The sequence below is a fragment of the Streptomyces sp. NBC_01481 genome (assembly GCF_026339995.1).
GTDB lineage: Bacteria > Actinomycetota > Actinomycetes > Streptomycetales > Streptomycetaceae > Streptomyces.
Genome location: NZ_JAPEPT010000003.1, coordinates 488,544 through 506,154, shown reverse-complemented (window position 1 = coordinate 506,154; position 17,611 = coordinate 488,544). Strand labels below are relative to the sequence as shown.

Annotated in this window: 16 protein-coding genes; 4 read left to right on the top strand and 12 right to left on the bottom strand. The window is 71.1% G+C overall.

Features of this window, described 5'->3' with window-relative positions:
- Nucleotides 1-32: 32 nt before the first annotated feature.
- From OOK40_RS18815 to OOK40_RS18800, 4 genes are read right to left on the bottom strand one after another with little or no spacing between them, the layout of a single operon-like run.
- A complete protein-coding gene (locus OOK40_RS18815) occupies nucleotides 33-527 on the bottom strand; it encodes a methylated-DNA--[protein]-cysteine S-methyltransferase (protein WP_266482933.1) in 495 nt (164 codons plus the stop codon).
- A 12-nt stretch (nucleotides 528-539) separates the two neighbouring features.
- Entirely contained in the window at nucleotides 540-2,015 is a 1,476-nt protein-coding gene (locus tag OOK40_RS18810) for an AlkA N-terminal domain-containing protein (RefSeq protein WP_266482931.1), read from the bottom strand.
- Between the two features lie 49 nt (nucleotides 2,016-2,064).
- Nucleotides 2,065-2,586, bottom strand: a complete 522-nt coding sequence (locus OOK40_RS18805) for an O-acetyl-ADP-ribose deacetylase (protein WP_266482929.1) — start codon at nucleotides 2,584-2,586, stop codon at nucleotides 2,065-2,067.
- Nucleotides 2,587-2,622: 36 nt separating this feature from the next.
- Nucleotides 2,623-4,047, bottom strand: coding sequence for an NAD(P)/FAD-dependent oxidoreductase (locus OOK40_RS18800; protein WP_266482926.1), 1,425 nt, complete (start codon nucleotides 4,045-4,047; stop codon nucleotides 2,623-2,625).
- An 86-nt stretch (nucleotides 4,048-4,133) separates the two neighbouring features.
- On the opposite strand from OOK40_RS18800, the gene OOK40_RS18795 reads away from it, so the two are divergent.
- Nucleotides 4,134-4,928 carry a nucleotidyltransferase family protein gene (locus OOK40_RS18795; protein WP_266482924.1) on the top strand — a complete coding sequence of 265 codons (795 nt, stop codon included), beginning with the start codon at nucleotides 4,134-4,136 and terminating at the stop codon, nucleotides 4,926-4,928.
- 372 nt (nucleotides 4,929-5,300) lie between these two features.
- Here the strand turns inward: OOK40_RS18795 and OOK40_RS18790 are convergent, their stop codons facing one another.
- From OOK40_RS18790 to OOK40_RS18780, 3 genes are all read right to left on the bottom strand, one after another.
- The gene (locus OOK40_RS18790) at nucleotides 5,301-6,122 is read right to left on the bottom strand and encodes an inositol monophosphatase family protein (RefSeq protein WP_266482922.1); all 822 of its coding nucleotides are present in this window, start codon (nucleotides 6,120-6,122) and stop codon (nucleotides 5,301-5,303) included.
- Between the two features lie 123 nt (nucleotides 6,123-6,245).
- Entirely contained in the window at nucleotides 6,246-7,625 is a 1,380-nt protein-coding gene (locus OOK40_RS18785; protein ID WP_266482920.1) for an FAD-binding oxidoreductase, read from the bottom strand.
- A gap of 48 nt (nucleotides 7,626-7,673) precedes the next feature.
- A complete protein-coding gene (locus OOK40_RS18780) occupies nucleotides 7,674-8,651 on the bottom strand; it encodes an antibiotic biosynthesis monooxygenase (RefSeq protein WP_266482918.1) in 978 nt (325 codons plus the stop codon).
- An 81-nt stretch (nucleotides 8,652-8,732) separates the two neighbouring features.
- On the opposite strand from OOK40_RS18780, the gene OOK40_RS18775 reads away from it, so the two are divergent.
- Entirely contained in the window at nucleotides 8,733-9,299 is a 567-nt protein-coding gene (locus OOK40_RS18775) for a nucleoside deaminase (protein WP_266482915.1), read from the top strand.
- Between the two features lie 133 nt (nucleotides 9,300-9,432).
- Nucleotides 9,433-10,215, top strand: coding sequence for a TIGR02569 family protein (locus OOK40_RS18770; RefSeq protein ID WP_266482913.1), 783 nt, complete (start codon nucleotides 9,433-9,435; stop codon nucleotides 10,213-10,215).
- A gap of 243 nt (nucleotides 10,216-10,458) precedes the next feature.
- Here the strand turns inward: OOK40_RS18770 and OOK40_RS18765 are convergent, their stop codons facing one another.
- On the bottom strand, nucleotides 10,459-11,034 hold the full coding sequence (locus tag OOK40_RS18765; RefSeq protein WP_266482911.1) for a TetR/AcrR family transcriptional regulator: 576 nt from the start codon (nucleotides 11,032-11,034) through the stop codon (nucleotides 10,459-10,461).
- Between the two features lie 5 nt (nucleotides 11,035-11,039).
- Entirely contained in the window at nucleotides 11,040-12,470 is a 1,431-nt protein-coding gene (locus OOK40_RS18760; protein WP_266482909.1) for an amidase, read from the bottom strand.
- A 55-nt stretch (nucleotides 12,471-12,525) separates the two neighbouring features.
- On the opposite strand from OOK40_RS18760, the gene OOK40_RS18755 reads away from it, so the two are divergent.
- Entirely contained in the window at nucleotides 12,526-13,317 is a 792-nt protein-coding gene (locus OOK40_RS18755; protein WP_266482907.1) for an SDR family oxidoreductase, read from the top strand.
- 303 nt (nucleotides 13,318-13,620) lie between these two features.
- On the opposite strand, the gene OOK40_RS18750 is transcribed toward OOK40_RS18755, so the two are convergent.
- The 3 genes from OOK40_RS18750 to hydA are packed head-to-tail and all read right to left on the bottom strand — an operon-like array spanning nucleotide 13,621 to nucleotide 17,579.
- A complete protein-coding gene (locus tag OOK40_RS18750) occupies nucleotides 13,621-15,144 on the bottom strand; it encodes an NCS1 family nucleobase:cation symporter-1 (protein WP_266482904.1) in 1,524 nt (507 codons plus the stop codon).
- A 14-nt stretch (nucleotides 15,145-15,158) separates the two neighbouring features.
- Nucleotides 15,159-16,160 carry a TIGR03842 family LLM class F420-dependent oxidoreductase gene (locus OOK40_RS18745; RefSeq protein WP_266482902.1) on the bottom strand — a complete coding sequence of 334 codons (1,002 nt, stop codon included), beginning with the start codon at nucleotides 16,158-16,160 and terminating at the stop codon, nucleotides 15,159-15,161.
- A 12-nt stretch (nucleotides 16,161-16,172) separates the two neighbouring features.
- The gene (gene hydA, locus OOK40_RS18740; RefSeq protein ID WP_266482900.1) at nucleotides 16,173-17,579 is read right to left on the bottom strand and encodes a dihydropyrimidinase; all 1,407 of its coding nucleotides are present in this window, start codon (nucleotides 17,577-17,579) and stop codon (nucleotides 16,173-16,175) included.
- Between the last annotated feature and the right edge of the window lie 32 nt (nucleotides 17,580-17,611).

The following is a 17,611-nucleotide window of genomic DNA, read 5'->3' as shown; positions in this document are numbered from 1 at the left end:
CCGAGCGGCTGTGAGATCGCCGGGGCCCGGCCCTAGAACAGCGCGTCGTCGGGTGTGCCGGACTCGAACGCCAGCAGCCGTTGCTTGCGGTCGAGTCCGCCGCCGTAGCCGACGAGGCTGCCCGTCGAGCCGATGACCCGGTGGCAGGGGACGATGATCCCGATCGGGTTCTTGCCGTTGGCCAGACCCACCGCGCGGGAGGCACCGGCGTTGCCGAGCGCCTCGGCCAGTTCGCCGTAGGTCCGTGTCTCGCCGTACGGGATCTGCCGCAGCTGTTCCCAGACGCGCTGCTGGAAGTCCGTGCCGTGCAGCCGCATCGGCAGATCGAATTCCGTGAGCTCGCGGGCGAAGTAGGCCTCCAGCTGGCGGATCGCCTCGCCGAAGGGGGCGGGATCCACCTCGCCGAAGGTCTCCTCGTCGGGCCGGTGGCGCTGCTGGGGCATGTAGAGGCCGCTCAGCACTCCGTCGGTCGCGACGAGGGTCAGCGGGCCGTAGGGACTGTCGACGACCGTGTGCTGCTTGGTCATGGCTGAACTTCCTTATGAGGGCAGGCGGTTGATGGGGTGATCGTCGGTGGCCCAGAGGTACTGGACGGCGTACGCCCGCCAGGGGCGCCAGGCCGCGGCGCGGTTGGTGAGCGCTGCGGGGGTCGAGGGCAGACCCAGTTCGGCGGCGGCGCGCCGCATGCCGAGGTCGCCGGGCAGGAACGCGTCCGGGTCGCCCAGGGCGCGCATCGCGATCACTTCGACCGTCCAGAGGCCGAAGCCGGGGATCGCGGTCAGCTGCGCGCGGGCCTTGTCCCAGTCGCTGTCGATGCCGAGCTGCAGTGAGCCGTCGGCCAGCGCCCCGACGAGGCTCATGAAGGTGGTGCGGCGGGTGCCGGGCAGCGCCAGGGTCTGAGGGTCCAGCGTCGCCAGCGCCTCGGAGGACGGGAAAAGATGCGTGAGGCCGCCCTCGGCGTCCTCGATCGCCTCGCCGTGGGCCCTGACCAGGCGGCTCGCGTGGGTGCGGGCCGCGGCCGTCGAGACCTGCTGGCCCAGCACCGCCCGTACGGCGAACTCCGCCGCGTCGACGGTGCGCGGCACCCGTCGCCCCGGCGCCTTGTCGACCAGCGGCGCGAGCAGTTCGTCCGTACGCAGTTGGTCGTCGACGGCGACCGGATCGGCGTCGAGGTCGAGCATCCAGCGGCAGCGGCTGATCGCGATGGTGAGGTCGCGCGGGTCGGTGAGGGCGAGCCGGCAGGCGATGTGGTCGGGCCGCGGGGCGAGGGCGACGATGCCGTGCCCGTAGGGGAGGTTGAGGGTGCGGCGGTAGGCCCCGTCCAGCCACTCCTCGACGCCGGGTACCCCGGTCGCGGCGAGGTGGCCGAAGAGGTTGCTCGGATTGAGCGGCGCGCGGTACGGCAGCCGCAGGGAGATCACTCCGGGGGTCTGCGGGGGTGCGGTACGGCTGCGGATGGCTCGGGTGCGCAGTTCGCCGGGGGCGAGTGCGAAGACCTCGCGGACGGTGTCGTTGAAGGTGCGGATGGAGGCGAAACCGGCCGCGAAGGCGACCTCGGCCATCGGGAGCGCGGTGGTTTCGATAAGGAGGCGCGCGGTCTGGGCGCGCTGCGCGCGGGCCAGGGCGAGCGGTCCCGCGCCCAGCTCGGCGAGGAGCTGGCGCTCGATCTGCCGGGTGGAGTAGCCGAGGCGGGCGGCGAGGCCCGGTACCCCTTCGCGGTCGACGACTCCGTCGCGGATGAGACGCATGGCGCGTGCGACGGTGTCCGCGCGGGCGTTCCACTCCGGGGAGCCGGGGCTGGTGTCGGGGCGGCAGCGCTTGCAGGCCCGGAATCCGGCCTGCTGACAGGCGGCCGCGCTCGGATAGAAGGTCATGTTCTCGACCTTCGGCGGCACCACCGGGCAGCTGGGGCGGCAGTAGATCCGCGTAGTCAGCACGGCCGTGAAGAACCAGCCGTCGAATCGGGCGTCCTTCGCCTGGACGGCGCGTACGCAGCGCTCGGTGTCGGTGTGCATGGCTCAAGCATCCGGCAGCGCCAGGGCCGGTGCTAGCGAGAAAACGACATCAGCCTTGCGCTGCCAGGGCGGTCTCGAATTCCTTGTACGCGTGCTCGTCGAAGAGCACGAAACGTACCTCGGTGACCGGCGCGGCGGCCGCCTCGCGGACCGTACGGACTGCGATCCGCGCGCCGTCGTCCATCGGCCAGCCGTAGATGCCGGTCGAGATGGCGGGGAAGGCGACGGTGCTCGCGCCCAGCTCCCGTGCCACGCGCAGCGATTCACGGTAACAGGAGGCCAGCAGGCCGGACCTGTCCTCCTGCCGGGACCACACGGGGCCGACCGTGTGGATCACATGGTCGGCGTCCAGGCGGCCGGCGGTGGTGGCGACGGCCTGCCCGGTGCGCAGGCCCTTGCCGTACTGCGAGGCGCGCAGGGCACGGCATTCCGCGAGGATCTCGGGTCCGCCGCGACGGTGGATGGCTCCGTCGACACCACCGCCGCCGAGCAGTGAGGAATTGGCGGCGTTGACGATGGCGTCGACACGCTGCCGGGTGATGTCCCCGCGCACGAGCGTGATCTCGACCATGACTTCAGCCTACGCACGTGGACCATGCGGCTTCAGCTACGCAGAGTGCACCCTGCGCAGACTGCGCCAGACCGCCTTCGCGGCGTGGTGGCCGGACATGCCGTGCACACCGGGGCCCGGCGGGGTCGCGGAGGAGCAGATGAAGACGGCGGGGTGCGCGGTGGCGTACGGGACGCGGGCGAGCCTGGGACGGATCAGCGTCTGGAGTCCGGCGAAGGCTCCGCAGGCGATGTCCCCGCCGACGTAGTTGGCGTTGCGCCGGGCGAGCTGGGGCGGGCCCGCGACGGCGCGGGCCAGCACGAGATCGCGGAAACCGGGCGCGAAACGCTCCAGCTGCCGCTCGATGACCTCGGTCGCGTCGCCCTCCCAGCCGGCCGGCACATGGCCGTACGCCCACAGGACATGCTTGCCCGCCGGAGCGCGGGAGGGGTCCACCAGGCTGGGCTGGGCGGTGATCAGGAAGGGGACCTCGGGGTCGCGGCCGGCGACGGCGGCGGTCAGGGCCGCGTCGATCTCGCCGGCGGTGGGGCCGATGTGCACGGTCCCTGCCGCACGGGCCTCCTTCGCGGTCCAGGGCACGGGCCCCGAGAGCGCGTAGTCGATCTTGAAAGCGGCGGCGCCGTAGCGGTAGTGCTGATACGCCTGGCCGAGACCCGCGATCCTGGCGAGCGCGGTCGGCGAGGTGTCGAAGACATACGCACGGGCAGGGGGCAGCTCGTCCAGCCGCTTGACCTCCGTGCCCGTATGGATCACGCCGCCCTGCTCACGCAGATACGAGGCGAGAGCGTCCGAGATCGCCTGCGAACCGCCGCGCGGCACCGGCCAGCCGACCTCGTGCGCGGCGAGCGCGAAGCACAGGGCGACCCCGGCGGTGGCGAACCCGCTGGTGGGGGCGATGGCATGGGCGGCAAGACCGGCGAACAGACCGCGGGCCCGCTCCCCCTCGAAACGGCGCGAGACCCAGGTGGCGGGCTGCAACGCGACCATCCCGAAGCGGGCGAGACGGTACGGGTCGCGGGGCAGGCCGTCCCAGGGGGTGCGCAGGAAGTCCGCGGCGAGGGTGTCCCAGCGCCCGAGGAAGGGCGCGACGAGCCGTCGGTACGCCCCGGCGTCACCGGCGCCCAGCGACATGGCGCTCTCACCGACCGACCTGCTCAGCACGGCTGCGGTGCCGTCCGGAAAAGGGTGCGCGAGGGGCAGTTCGGGGTGCAGCCACTCCAGGCCGTGCCGGGCCAGCGGCATGGCGGCGAAGGCCGGTGAGCCGATGCCGAGCGGATGGACGGCGGAGCAGGGGTCGTGCCGGAAGCCCGGGAGGGTGAGCTCCTCGGTCCTCGCTCCCCCGCCGACGGTGTCCATCGCCTCGTACACCGCCACCGAGAAGCCGCGGCGGGCCAATTCGACAGCTGCGGTCAGCCCGTTGGGCCCCGCCCCCACGACGACGGCATCGAGCATCGACGGCACCTTCGGACTCCTTTGTCAGCCGATGGCCAAGGTCCCCAGGATATTGCGGAGCACCGACAGCGGGGGCGGCGGTACGCTCCACGGCGATGATTTCCCGAATCGAAGCGATGTCGCAGCAGCTCATGGCGGTACGCGGGGTGCGCGCGGTGGCCCGCGGCGGCAGCCGCGCCCGGGGCACGCACCGCCCGGACTCCGACTGGGACCTGGGCGTCTACTACCGCGGTTCGGTCGATACCGGGGCGCTGGCAGCCCTCGCCACGGAGGTAACGGGCACCCAGGTGGACATCGCGGGCCCCGGCGGCTGGGGTCCCTGGGTCAACGGCGGCGCGTGGCTGACGGTGGACGGCGGCCAGGTGGACTGGATCCTGCGCGACCTCGACCGCGTCGAGGCGGTCTGGGCGGACTGCCTGGCGGGCCGGTACGAGACGGGCATGCAGGCGGGCCACCCCCTGGGCTTCTGGTCGCCCGCGTACGCGGGCGAGGTGGCGCTGTGCCGCGTACTGGCCGACGCGGACGGCGAGTTGACGTCACTACGCACCCGGACCCAGGTGTATCCGGAGCCACTGCGCCGCGCCCTGATCGACGCGGCATGGGAGGCGGACTTCTCGGTCGCGGCGGCGCGGAAGTCGGTGGGCGCGGGGGACGTGCTGCATGTGTCGCTGTGCCTGAGCAGGGCGTTCGGCGTCCTGGTCCAGTCGCTGCACGCGCACGCGAGGGTGTGGTGCCTGAACGAGAAGGGCGCGCTGAGGACGGCGACGTCTTCGCCCGCGGCGCCGGAGGACTTCGCGTCGAGGGTGTCGGGGGTGCTGCGGGGCCTGGACGCGGGGGCGGTGGAGTCGGCGTACGCTCTGGTGGCCGAGGCGAGGTCGCGGCTGGGCTAGCGGCGCGGGGTTTGGGGTCCGGTGCGCGGGCGGCCGCGTGGCGCGGCGCCTGGCGGGTTCGTTGCGCGGGCCCGCCGAAGGGTGCGGGGTCGGGGGCCGCCGCAGGGTGCGGGGTCGGGGGCCGCTGCGCGGGGCCTTGTCCCCTCCCCGCCCTCCCCCTACGGCCTGGCGGCCGTGGGAGGTACCCCCATCCCACAACCGGGGCTCCGCCCCGGACCCCGGTCCTCAAACGCCGGACGGGCTTGATTGGCCGGCGCCGGATTGGCGGCGCGGAAGGCCCGCACCAGGCGGCGCGAAGCTGCCGCTCCTGCGGAACAGGGCCCTGGGACCGAGCCGCAAACGTCGCAGCGGGCAGGGGCGGGGTGGGGACACTCACCCGCGCAACAGGTCCCGCACCCTCTCCGCCGTCCCCCCGTCCCTCGCCGCCGTGAACGGCAGCGCATTCCCTCCCCCGATACGGAACCGCTCCCCCGACACCGTCATCTGCGCCCCGCCCGCCTCCGTCACCAGGAGCAGGCCCGCCGCGTGGTCCCATGCGTTCTCCCAGGAGAAGGCCACCGCGTCCAGGTCGCCCCGGGCCACCGACAGGTACTCCAGGCCCGCCGATCCGCAGGGGCGGGCGTGGATGCCCTCGGCGTTCAGGCCGAGCAGCGCGTGCTTCTGGTCCGGGGTTGTGTAGTCCGGGTGGGACATCGCGATCTCCAGCACCGCGCCCGGCGTGGGCGAACCCGACCGTATCGGCGTGCCGTTGAGCAGTGCGCCGCCGCCCCGGAGGGCGATCGCCATCTCCTCCAGGACCGGCGCGTACGTCCAGGACGCGAGCACCTCGCCGTGCTGTGCGAGAGCGACGAGCGTGCAGAATCCGGGCTCGCCGCGGACGAACTGCCGTGTGCCGTCCACCGGGTCGACGATCCAGACGGGCGCGTCGCCCTGCAGCGCCTCGTACACAGACGGGTCCGCGTGGACGGCCTCCTCGCCCACCACGACGGAGCCGGGCAGCAGCGCCGTCAGCGAGGCGGTGAGGTGTTCCTCGGCATTGCGGTCGGCCGTCGTCACAAGGTCGTGCGGGCCGCTCTTCTCGACGATCTCGTGCGCGGCGAGCTGGCGGTAGCGCGGCGTGATCTCGGTGGCGGCCGCCTTGCGGACCGCCTCCTCGACTGCGGAAAGATCACCGTTCAAGAAGTCATCGATCATTTCTCCAGCAAAGCACGGCCCGCTGACATCGCGCTGTCCGGTCCGCGCCCCACGGCGTAACCCTGCATTCCCCTCGGGTTCCATGGGGCACCGACAGTGATGGCGTGACCACGCCGCCGCGGTTTATCGCCCGAGATAGGAGAAGAAGACGTCCTCGGGGTCGTAGCGTGCCTTGAGCCGTTCCAGGCGGTCCCAGTCGGACGGGCTGAAGGAGCGCCGGGCGCGGGAGGGGTCGGCCGTGAGGTCCGCTTCGGCGATGTAATGGCCCGTGCCGAGGGGTTCGACGGCTCGCATGGCGTCGCGCAGCCAGCGGATGTTGGCGTCGTCCTGCGCCGGGGAGTCCCAGATCGCGAACGGGACGACATAGCTGTCGCCGAGCACCGAGAAGGCCATGTCCTGCTGGAGCGCCTTGTCCCGAGAGACCGGTGACACGGGGGCGAGTACGAGGGACTTCTCCGAGGGGGCCGCAGCGACCACTGCGGCGAGCCTCGAAAGCAGGGTTTCGTAGTCCGCGCCCGACCACAGGGTGTCGGCGCCACAGCGGTAGCTCGCCGGCCACAGGGTCCCGGAGGACTCGTCAAGGGCCTCGAGGGAGGCCGGCTCGTCGGCCTGGATGAAGATGGCACGGTCGTCGAGCGGGCAGGCACGCAGCGGCCCGAGAGAGCGGATCGCCTCGTCCTGGCTGTCCGCGAAGGCGGTGGCCGCGACGACGACCACCTTGGGCCTCGGTGTGGCCGCCGACATGGCCGGGTCGGCGGTGCCCATCAGGAAGGACAGTTCGACGGTCGGCGGGAGTTCGGTGGCGGCCTCGCTGGCCCAGCGGGTCACGGGTCCGACGTCCGCCAGCGCAAAGGCGTACGTGGTCGTGACAATCGTCTCCGGACGCGGGTACAGGGCGAGGCGGAAGCCGGTGACAATCGCGAAGAAGCCGGGGCCGGCTCCGCGCGCCGCCCAGAACAGGTCGGAGTTCTCCTCCGCGTCGCATCGGACGACCTCTCCGGCGGCGGTGACGGCTTCTATCTGCTGCACGCTCGCGCAAGCCGGTCCCAGCGCTCCGGAATTCCAGCCGAGACCGCCGCTGAGGAGGTACCCGCCGACAGCGACGGATCCGCAGTGCCCGGTGGGGAAGGCCAGGCCGTGCCGGGAGAGTTCGGAGGCGAGTGCGCCGCCGGTGACGGCGGGCTGGACGGTCGCCGTGGCCGAGTTCGGATCGATGTGGATCCGGTTGAGTGCGGCGAGGTCGATGAGCATGCCCCCGTCGCGCAGTGGCGAGCCGCACCAGCTGTGCCCGCCCGCCCGTACGGCGATGCGCAGACCCTCGGAGCGGGCGAGTGCCACGGCTTCGGGGACATCGCGTTCCGAGGCGACCCGGACGATCAACTCGGGGAACCGGTGGGGCTTGAGCCCGTTCCACAGGATGCCCTGCCGGGCGCTCTCGTATCCGGGGTCGCCCCGCCGGACGATGTCTCCCTCGATACGCCGCGCCCGCGTCTGTCCGCCCACGATGACCCCATTGGTTGACCAGTCGTCAGTAAGTCGGTCCTCGCTCAGTCAGTCAGTGGTCAGGCCGAATACAAGGATGAAGACCGCCCAGCACAGCATCACGACCAGCGCTCCCCCCACCTGCGTACGCGCGGAACGTGCCCGGCTGGGCAGCAGCCAGAACGCGAGAGCTCTGTTGACCAGCGGCATCAGCACCCAGGTCAGGATGGAGACACTCAGCACATTGGAGATGAACAGGCCCAGATACCCGGGTATGCCCCAGTCGTCGAATTCCTTTCCCACCGTCAGATTCAGAACCATCACCGTCGGATAGAGCGCCAGGACGACGGACATCGCCTGTTTCCAGTTGGACGGAATCCCTTCCTCGTCGCCCTCCCCGAAGCGGAACCAGCCGCTGAACGCCGACCCGATCTTGCGTACGTCGTACGAGGAGAAGTACTGACGCCCCTCGTGCAGCAGCTTTTCGCGTTCGGCAGAGTCGAGCCATGCGTCGAGGTTGTCACGAGTGTCGTAACGGAAAACGACCACCCAGTTGTCCTGGATTCCCTCCACCGGCTCGAACAACTCGGTCCCCATGAAACCGGGATGCTGTTCCTGCGCCTTCAGGACCTTGTCCTGCCAGCGCTTGAAGTCGCGCTCTTTCCCCGGCCGTACGGAATGGGAGATGACCGCCGTGACAGCCCGCGGCTCCTGAGGGGCGGGCGCTCCGCCGGCCAATACCTCCTGGGTCGGGGCGCCGTCGAACAGCAGTTGCGCCTCGTCCAGGAGCCTGCGGCGCGCGCCGGAGTCCAGCCATGCGGTCAACTGGTCGACACGGGAGAACCGGAAGACCACCACCCACTCGTTCTCCTCACCGGAGTCCGGTGGATACAGCTCCGCGCCCTCGAAGCCGTCAAAGCCCTCGGCCACGTGGTTGGTCTTCTCCTGCCAGCGCTTATAGGCGTCAACCCGGCCCTCCCGGACCTTCTGGGAGGTCACGACGGTGGCACCGTCGCCGCCCGGGACACGGCTTGCAGTAACACCCATACGGAGTAGCCTACTACGTAGGGGAGTTATCGGACAAATGGGGGAATTATACCTCGGTGTGTGGTGAAGCGGAGGTTCGACATGGGGCACAAGGAGTTTCTGTCGGAGGCGATACGGCTGGCCACCGAGTCCGTGGAAGAGGGCTGGGGTGGCCCTTTCGGCGCGGTCATCACCCGTGACGGCGAGATCGTCGCCCGCGGCCAGAATCGCGTACTCCTCACCGGCGACCCCACCGCGCACGCCGAAGTGGAGACCATCCGCAAAGCGGTTCAGCGGCTCAATCCCGAGGCGCCCTCCATATCGGAGGTTCACCAGAACGAGAGCACGCTCGAATACGTGCAGCGCCCGGCAGGATCCCCCGACCCGGTACCGGAGAGAGCCCGGATGCTCAAGGGGTGCACGATCTACATCAGCGGCGCCCCGTGCCCGATGTGCATGAGCGCCATCTACTGGTCGCGGATCGACAACGTCTATTTCAGCTGCGATCTGAAGGCCACGCGTGAGATCGGATTCGATGACGCCTTCCAGTACGAGGACTTCATGAAGCCCCTCGACGAGCGCAGGATCCAGATCGAGCAGATCCACCCCGAGATGGGCGCGAAGGCCTACGAGGCATGGAGCACAAAGCCCGACCGGCACCCCTACTGAACAGACGGGGTGTCACCTGGCAGCGATACGGGGGCGGAACGCGCCGCGGTCGCTTCGCTCGGCACCTCGAATTCATCGAGTACGAAGGGAAAGTTCGGCAGCCATGCAAGCCAGCCGCCTACGCTTCCCGGCCATGACCCAGTCCCCCGCACCGTCCGCTCGCGTACTCACGGCTTTCGGGGCATCCGAAGCACCCGTCCCGCTCCCCGGTGGCCAGGGTTCCGCCTGGCGTTCAGGACCGCTGGTGCTGAAGCCCGCCGCCTCGGAACCCGAGACGGTATGGCGTGCGGGCGTGCTGCACCATCTGCCGAAGGCCCCCGACTTCCGGGTGGCCCGCCCCGTCCCGGCGGCGGACGGGGGCTGGGCGGCGCACGGCTGGGAGGCCTGGCGGCTGACCGGCGGATCCGCCGATCCGCACCGCGCCGACGACGTCATCCGGGCGGGCGAGGCGTTCCACGCGGCGCTCAGTGACCTGCCCCGCCCGCGCTTCCTCGGCGTACGGGACGACCCGTGGTCCCGCGCGGACCGGCTGGCCTGGCAGGAGACCGACGAAGCCCCGGACTTCCCGCTGCTCAAGCCGCTGTTGGCCGCCCGCCGCCCGGTCGAGGCACCCGCCCAGATCGTCCACGGTGATCTGCTGGGCAACGTCCTCTTCGAGCCCGGCCTGCCGCCCGCGATCACCGACTGGCCGCCGTACTGGCGCCCGGCGGCCTGGGCCTCGGCGGTCGTCGCGGTCGACGCGCTGTGCTGGTCCGCGGCCGACGCGGCGCTGCTGGAGCGCTGGTCACATCTGCCGGACTGGGGTCAACTCCTCGTCCGCGCGCTGATCTTCCGTATCGCGACGCACGAGAGCGTGGACGAGGCGGCAGAGAGCGAGTACCGGCCGGTCGTGGACCTGGTCCTGGCGACCGGCTGACTGGGCCCGGGGGTTCTTTCCCCACCCCGCCCCTTCCCGAACTGGGGCAAGCTCCCAGACCCCCGCATGCGACCTTCGGCCGCATGTCCTCAAACGCCGGACGGGCTGGATATGCGGCCCTGCCGCACAATCCAGCCCCGCCGGCGTTTGAGGCGCGCGGAGGTTGGGGGTCCCCCCGGACGGAGTCTGGGGGAGGGCGGGGTGGGGAACAAGCCCGCCGCAGGCGGCACCGCACCGCCCCGCCTACCTCCCCACCGCCCCCCGCGCCAGCAGCAGCAGCGCGTCGACCAGGTCCTGCGACGGGCCGCCCGTCGCCAGGCGGCGCAGTTGGAGGCCCATCACCAGCGCGACCGTCGTCGCGGCGAGGTGCTCCGCGTCCGGGACGCCGAGGCCGGTGAGGATCTGCGTCGCCAGCCGGTCGTACGCCGCGAAGGCCTCCGCCGCGGCCTCCCGCAGCCGTTCGTCACGCCCGGCCTCGACGTACAGCTCGAAGGGCGCGATGTGCTCGCTGTCGAAGGCGGTGCCGCCAGCCACCTGGCCCGCCAAAGCGGCCGCGCCGTCGATGTCGACGCCGTCGCTCTGGCACTGGTCGGCGAGTTCGGTGAAGCGGCGGGTCTCCTCGCGCACGAAGTGCAGCAGGCTCTCGCGCAGCAGCTCGTGCTGGGTCTCGAAGTGGTACGTGACCGAGCCGAGCGAGACCCCGGCCTCCTTGGCGATCCGCCGGTTGGTGACCGCCGCGACCCCGTCCTTGCCGATGATGTGCAGGACGGCGGTGATGATGCGCTGCCGGGTGGGGGCGGAGCGGGCGGGGCTGGACATGGCGGTCATTGTTCCACCGGCACGCTCCCGGGGATCAGCGGGGCGGGCGGGCGCTTCTCGTACCAGCGCAGGTCGGCCTCCAGTTGGGCCGCGAGTGAGATCAGCCGTTCCTCGCTGCCTGCGGGGCCGAGCAGTTGGGCGCCGAAGGGCAGTCCGTCGGCCGTGAGACCGGCGGGGACGTTGATGCCGGGCCAGCCGAGGACGTTCCAGGGCCAGGCGTACGGGCACGCGGCGGCCATGGTCGCGTCGGTGCGCCAGGCGCTGAGGCCGTCGAAGGTGCCGATGCGCGGGGGCGGGGCCGCGGTCGTGGGCGTGAGGACGACGTCGTACGAGTCGAAGATCGCGCCGATCCGCCGGTGCTGGCGGACTTCGCGGGCGCGGGCGGCCCGCACGACGCGGCCGCCGAGTGTCCGGCCGTGCCGCATGGCGGTGCGGGTGCGCGGGTCGAGGAGTGCGGGCTCGGGGTGGAGGGCCGCGACCTCGGCGATGCCCGCGGTGGCCCGCGGCACGAAGGCGAGGCCGATCAGCCCGTAGCGCGGCCGGGCCTCCTCGACATGGTGGCCGAGCCGGGCGAGTGCTTCGGCAAGTGCGGTGACGCCGCGGCGTACTTCGGGGTGCGGCATGCTGCGGGTGAGGGTGAGCGGGGGCCGCCAGGCGAGGGCTATGCGCAGTCGGCCCGGGTCGCGGCGGGCCGCGGCCGAGGCGTCGATCGCGGCCGGCTGGTGCAGGTCTTCGGCGTGCGGGCCCTGCACTACGTCGAGCAGCAGCGCGGCGTCGGCGACGGTGCGGGCGAGCGGGCCGTTGACGGCGAGGCCCTGGAAGGCGTCGGCGTAGGGGTGGAGGGAGACGCGCCCGCGCTGCGGCTTGATGCCGACGAGATGCGACCAGGCGGCCGGGATGCGGACCGAGCCCGCGCCGTCGGAGCCGAGGGCTGCGGGCACGAGCCCGGCGGCGACGGCTGCCGCGGAGCCGCCGGAGGAGCCGCCCGGGGTGTGGTCTGTGGACCAGGGGTTGCGGGTGGCGCCGAAGGCGGGGCCCTCGGTGAACGGCCACTGTCCGAGTTCGCAGGAGTTGGTCTTGCCGACGATGACGGCGCCGGCCGCGCGCAGCCGGCGTACCGCCTCTCCGTCCCGCTGGGCCGGGGCGAGTTCGCCGGAGCAGCCGAAGAGGGTCGGCAGCCCGGCCACGTCGGTGTCGTCCTTGACGGCGACGGGCACACCGAGCAGCGGCAGCCGCTCCCCTGCCGCGAGCCGCCGGTCGGCGTCCCTGGCTTCGTCGACGGCCCGTTCGCCGCGTGTCCAGCGGAAGGCGTTGATGGTGGACTGGCTGGCCTCGATGCGCTGGAGCGCGTCTCGCACGAGCTCCTCGGATGAGGTGTGACCGTCCCTCAACACCCTTATGTGTTCTGCCAGTCCGCCGAATTCGTCTGTGGACACGACCGCCCCGCCTCCCTATTGTTCGTTCGAACGAACAGAACTGGAGGGTAACCAGATGCGCATCACCGGAGCAACCGTTCTGCTGACCGGGGTCACCGGCGGCATCGGCGGCGCACTCGCCGCCGAACTGTCCGCCAAGGGCGCGAAGTTGGTGCTGACCGGCCGCCGCCGCGAGGCCCTGGAGCCGCTCGCCGACCGCTATGGGGCGCGCACGATCCTCGCCGACCTCGCGGACGACGACGATGTACGGCGGCTCGCGGACGAGGCCGCCGGTACGGACATCCTGATCCCCAACGCCGCGCTGCCCTCCAGCGGTGAGCTGCTGGACTACACGCCGGAGCAGATCGACCGCGCCATCGCGGTCAACTTCCGCGCTCCCGCGCTTCTGGCGCGGCTGCTCGCCCCCGCCATGGTCGAGGCGGGCCGGGGCCACATAGCCTTCGTCGGCTCGCTCTCCGGCAAGGCGGCGACCAAGTCCTCGTCGCTGTACAGCGGAACCAAGTTCGCGCTGCGCGGCTTCTCGCTCGCCCTGCGCCAGGATCTGCACGGCACGGGTGTCGGCGTCTCGATCGTCCAGCCCGGTTTCGTACGGGACCTGGGGATGTTCGCGGCGACCGGCTCGGGGACTCCCGCCGGTGTGCGTACGGTCTCGCCGCGGCAGGTCGTGAACGGCGTGGTGAGGGCCATCGAGCGCGATGTCGCCGAAATCAATGTCGCGCCCCTGGAGTTGAAGATCCTCAGCGCGATCGCAGGCCAGTTCCCGGGCTTCGCCGAACGGGTCCAGCGGCGGTCGGGGGCCGAGCCCACGATCCGCAAGATCGTGGAGTCCCAGCGGCCGAGCCGCTAGGTCCTGTCCGGTCGATCAGGCCGGATCAGTGAGCGGCCCGCCGCGGAGCGGCTGATGTCACTGTGGTGCGTGCGATCGCAGGCCGGAGGATGGGGGTTCCCCCCGCCGAAGGCAGGGGGAGAGCCGACGCGGAGCGTCGGCGACTGACGCAACGCGGCATGGGGGCACCTCCCGTGCCCGAAGGGCTACGGGGGAGTGCGTGCCAGGGCACGCGAACCCGGCAAGATCCGAACGACAGGCCCTAGACCGGCGCGTGGCGCGAGCGGGCACCGATGTGCGCGCTCGCGCCACTGCATGCGCCGTTCAGCCTGCGGTCAGCCGGGCCCGCTCCGGCAGCATCAGCACCATGTAGAGCACGAGCGAAGCCCCCAGCCCCACCGCCCAGCCGTAGTCGGCGAGCGGCTTCAGGAACGGGATGAGGCCGTCCTCGGGGAAGGGCCCCTTGCCGGGCGCGGAGTGCGATCCGCCCACCGCCAGCACACCGCCGACCACGAAGGCCGCGACCGCGCGCGGATTCCAGCCGGAGGCGTACCAGTAGCGGCCGCCGGGGGTGTAGAGACCGGGCAGGTCGAGCACGGTGCGGCGGACGACCCAGTAGTCGGCGATGAGGATGCCCGCGACCGTGCCGAGCAGCCCGCCGACCAGACCGAGCCAGGTGAAGATGTAGAGCTCGGGTGTCTCGGTGAGCTTCCACGGCATGATCAGCACCCCGACGACGCCCGTGATCAGCGCTCCCCTACGGAAGTTGATCACCTTCGGGGCGAGGTTCGCCAGGTCGTACGCCGGTGAGACGACGTTCGCCGCGATATTCACCGAGAGCGTCGCGACCAGCACGGTCACCAGGGCGAAGAGCAGCCCGAAGACATTGTCGGTCTTGGCGGCGAGCTGGACAGGGTCCCAGACGGCAACGCCGTACACCGCCTGCGAGCCGGAGGTGACGAAGACCGACAGCAGGGCGAAGAGTGTCATGGTCGTCGGCAGCCCGAGCGACTGCCCCCAGATCTGGGCCCGTTGACCGGCTCCGAAGCGGGTGAAGTCGGGGATGTTCAGGGAGAGCGTCGACCAGAAGGCGATCATCCCCATCAGGGAGGGGAAGAAGACCGTCCAGAAGTCCGCGCCCCAGCCCAGCTTGGACGGCTGGTCGAGCAGCGGGCCGAGGCCGCCCGCCTTCGTGGCGATCCACACCAGCAGCACCAGCGCGCCGACGATGACGAAGGGCGCCGCCCAGTTCTCGAACCGCCGCAGCGCCTCCATCCCCCGGTAGATGATGGCCAGTTCGAGCGCCCAGAAGAGCACGAAGCACACCCACAGCGTCCACGGCTGCCCGCCGACCTCCGCGGCCTCGGCCCAGCCGCCGAAGATCTTGCCGAGCAGGACGAAGATGCCCTGGCCGCCGATCCAGGTCTGGATGCCGAACCAGGCGCAGGCCACCCCCGCCCGGATCAGCGCGGGCAGATTCGCCCCGCGCAGGCCGAAGGAGGCCCGGGCGAGAACGGGGAAGGGGATGCCGTACTTGGGTCCCGCGTGCCCGGTCAGCAGCATCGGGAACAGCACGATCAGATTGGCCAGGGCGATGGTGAACACCGCCTGTTTCCAGTCCATGCCGAGCGTGACGAGTCCGGAGGCGAGCAGCCAGGACGGGATGTTGTGGGCCATGCCGACCCACAGGGCCGCGAAGTTGTACGTCGTCCAGCGGCGCTGCGCGACCGGTACGGGCAGCAGATCGTCGTTGACGAAGCGGTTGTCGGAGGGTGCCGCGCCGGGCGCAAGCTCGACGCGGCCGTCCTGGTCGATTATGGGTTCTCCGGAGGGGACGGTCGCAGTCACAGGCGGCTCGCCCTTCAGCCGTTGAGTGCCGGGATGATCTCGGAGCCGTACGCGTCGATGGTCGCTTCCTTCGCGTCGTGCATGTTGTAGACGGCGAACTGGTCCACGCCCAGTGCGCGCAGCTCCTTCAGCTTCTCGATGTGCGCCTCGGCCGGGCCGAGCAGACAGAAGCGGTCGACGATCTCGTCCGGGACGAAGTCCGTCGACGGGTTCCCGGCGCGGCCGTGGTGGCTGTAGTCGTAGCCCTCGCGCGCCTTGATGTACGAAGTGAGGGCCTCGGGCACCAGGTCGGAGTGCTCGCCGTAACGGGAGACCAGATCGGCGACGTGGTTGCCGACCATCCCGCCGAACCACCGGCACTGCTCGCGGGCGTGCGGCAGGTCGTCACTGACATAGGCGGGCGCGGCGACGCAGATGGTGACGGATGCGGGGTCGCGTCCGGCGTCGGAGGCGGCCGTGCGTACGGCGGTGACCATCGACGCGGTCAGATACGGGTCGGCGAGCTGGAGGATGAACCCGTCGGCCTTCTGGCCCGTGAGCGCCAGTGCCTTCGGCCCGTACGCCGCCATCCACACCGGCAGCTTCCCGTCGCGCACCCACGGCAGCCGCAGCGGCTGTCCGTCGACCTCGGCCTCCCGGCCCTCGGCGAGATCGCGGATGACGCCCATCGCCTCGCCGAGCCGGGCCAGGGTGTTGGGCTTGCGGCCCGCGACGCGCATCGCCGAGTCTCCTCGCCCGATGCCGCACACCGTGCGGTTGCCGAACATGTCGTTCAGCGTCGCGAAGGTGGAGGCGGTGACTTCCCAGGTCCTGGTCCCCGGGTTGGTCACCATCGGTCCGACGTGCATCTGCTGCGTGTGTTCCAGGATCTGGCTGTAGATGACGAAGGGCTCCTGCCAGAGCACCGCCGAGTCGAAGGTCCAGCCGTAGCGGAAGCCGTTGTGTTCCGCGCGCTGCATGAGCGAGACGACGGCCGAGGCCGGCGGGTCGGTCTGCAGGACAAGTCCGAAGTCCATGATGTGGAGCTCCTAGTTCAGGTACTGGCAGGTGCCGCGGGGGGTGTACTGGCCGTGTCCGGCCCGGCCGGTGAACTCGCGCTGGTCGATGACCACTTCGCCGCGCGAGAGCACGGTTTCCACCTGGCCGGTGATCCGCTTGCCCTCGTAGGCGGAGTAGTCGACGTTCATGTGGTGCGTCTCGACGGAGAGAGTCTGTTCGGCGTGCGGGTCGTAGATGACGACATCGGCGTCGGCGCCGGGGGCGATGGTGCCCTTCTTGGGGTAGAGGCCGAACATCCGGGCCGGTGTGGCGCAGGCGATCTCGATCCAGCGCCGGCGGGTGATGTGCCCGTCCAGGACGGCCTGGTGCAGCAGGTCCATCCGGTTCTCCACGCCCGGCAGCCCGTTGGGAATCTTGGAGAAGTCCCCGCGGCCCAGCTCCTTCTGGCCGCTGAAGCAGAACGGGCAGTGGTCGGTGGAGACGACCTGGAGGTCGTTCGTCCGCAGTCCCCTCCAGAGCGCCGCCTGGTGCTCGCGCGGCCGCAGGGGCGTCGAGCAGACGTACTTGGCGCCCTCGAAGTTCGGCTCGGCGAGATTGTCGGTGGACAGGAAGAGGTACTGCGGGCAGGTCTCGCCGAAGACGTTGAGGCCCTTGTCGCGGGCGGCCGCGAGCTCGGCCACGGCTTCGTCGGCCGACACGTGGACGACGTAGAGCGGGGCGCCGGCGACCCGGGCGAGCTGGATGGCGCGGTGGGTGGCCTCCGCCTCCAGCAGGACCTGGCGCACCTCGCCGTGGTAGCGCGGGTCGGTGCGGCCCTGGGCAAGCGCCTGTTCCACCAGGACGTCGATCGCGATGCCGTTCTCGGCGTGCATCATGATCAGCCCGCCGTTGGTGGCGGAGCGCTGCATGGCTCGCAGGATCTGCCCGTCGTCGCTGTAGAAGACGCCCGGGTAGGCCATGAAGAGCTTGAAGGAGGTGATGCCCTCCGCCACCAGGTGGTCCATCTCCTTCAGCGAGGACCCGTTCACGTCCGAAAGGATCATGTGGAAGCCGTAGTCGATGGCGCAGTTGCCGTCGGCCTTGGCATACCAGGCGTCGAGTCCTTCGCGCAGGGCATGGCCGACCGACTGCACGGCGAAGTCGACGATGGTGGTCGTGCCGCCCCAGGCGGCTGCCCGGGTGCCGGTTTCGAAGGTGTCGGAGGCGGAGGTCCCGCCGAACGGCAGCTCCATATGCGTGTGCACGTCGACGCCGCCCGGGATGACGTACTTGTTGGTCGCGTCGATGATGCGGTCGGCGGTCCAGCCCTCGGCTACGGCGGAGGCGTGCGCCGCGAGAGCGGCGATCCGGCCGTCCTCGATCAGTACGTCGGCGTGGATCTCGTCCGCGGCGGTGACGACCAGGCCGCCGCGGATCAGGGTGCGGGTGCTGCTCATGGTGGTGCGCTCCCTCTCGTGCGTACGGTCGA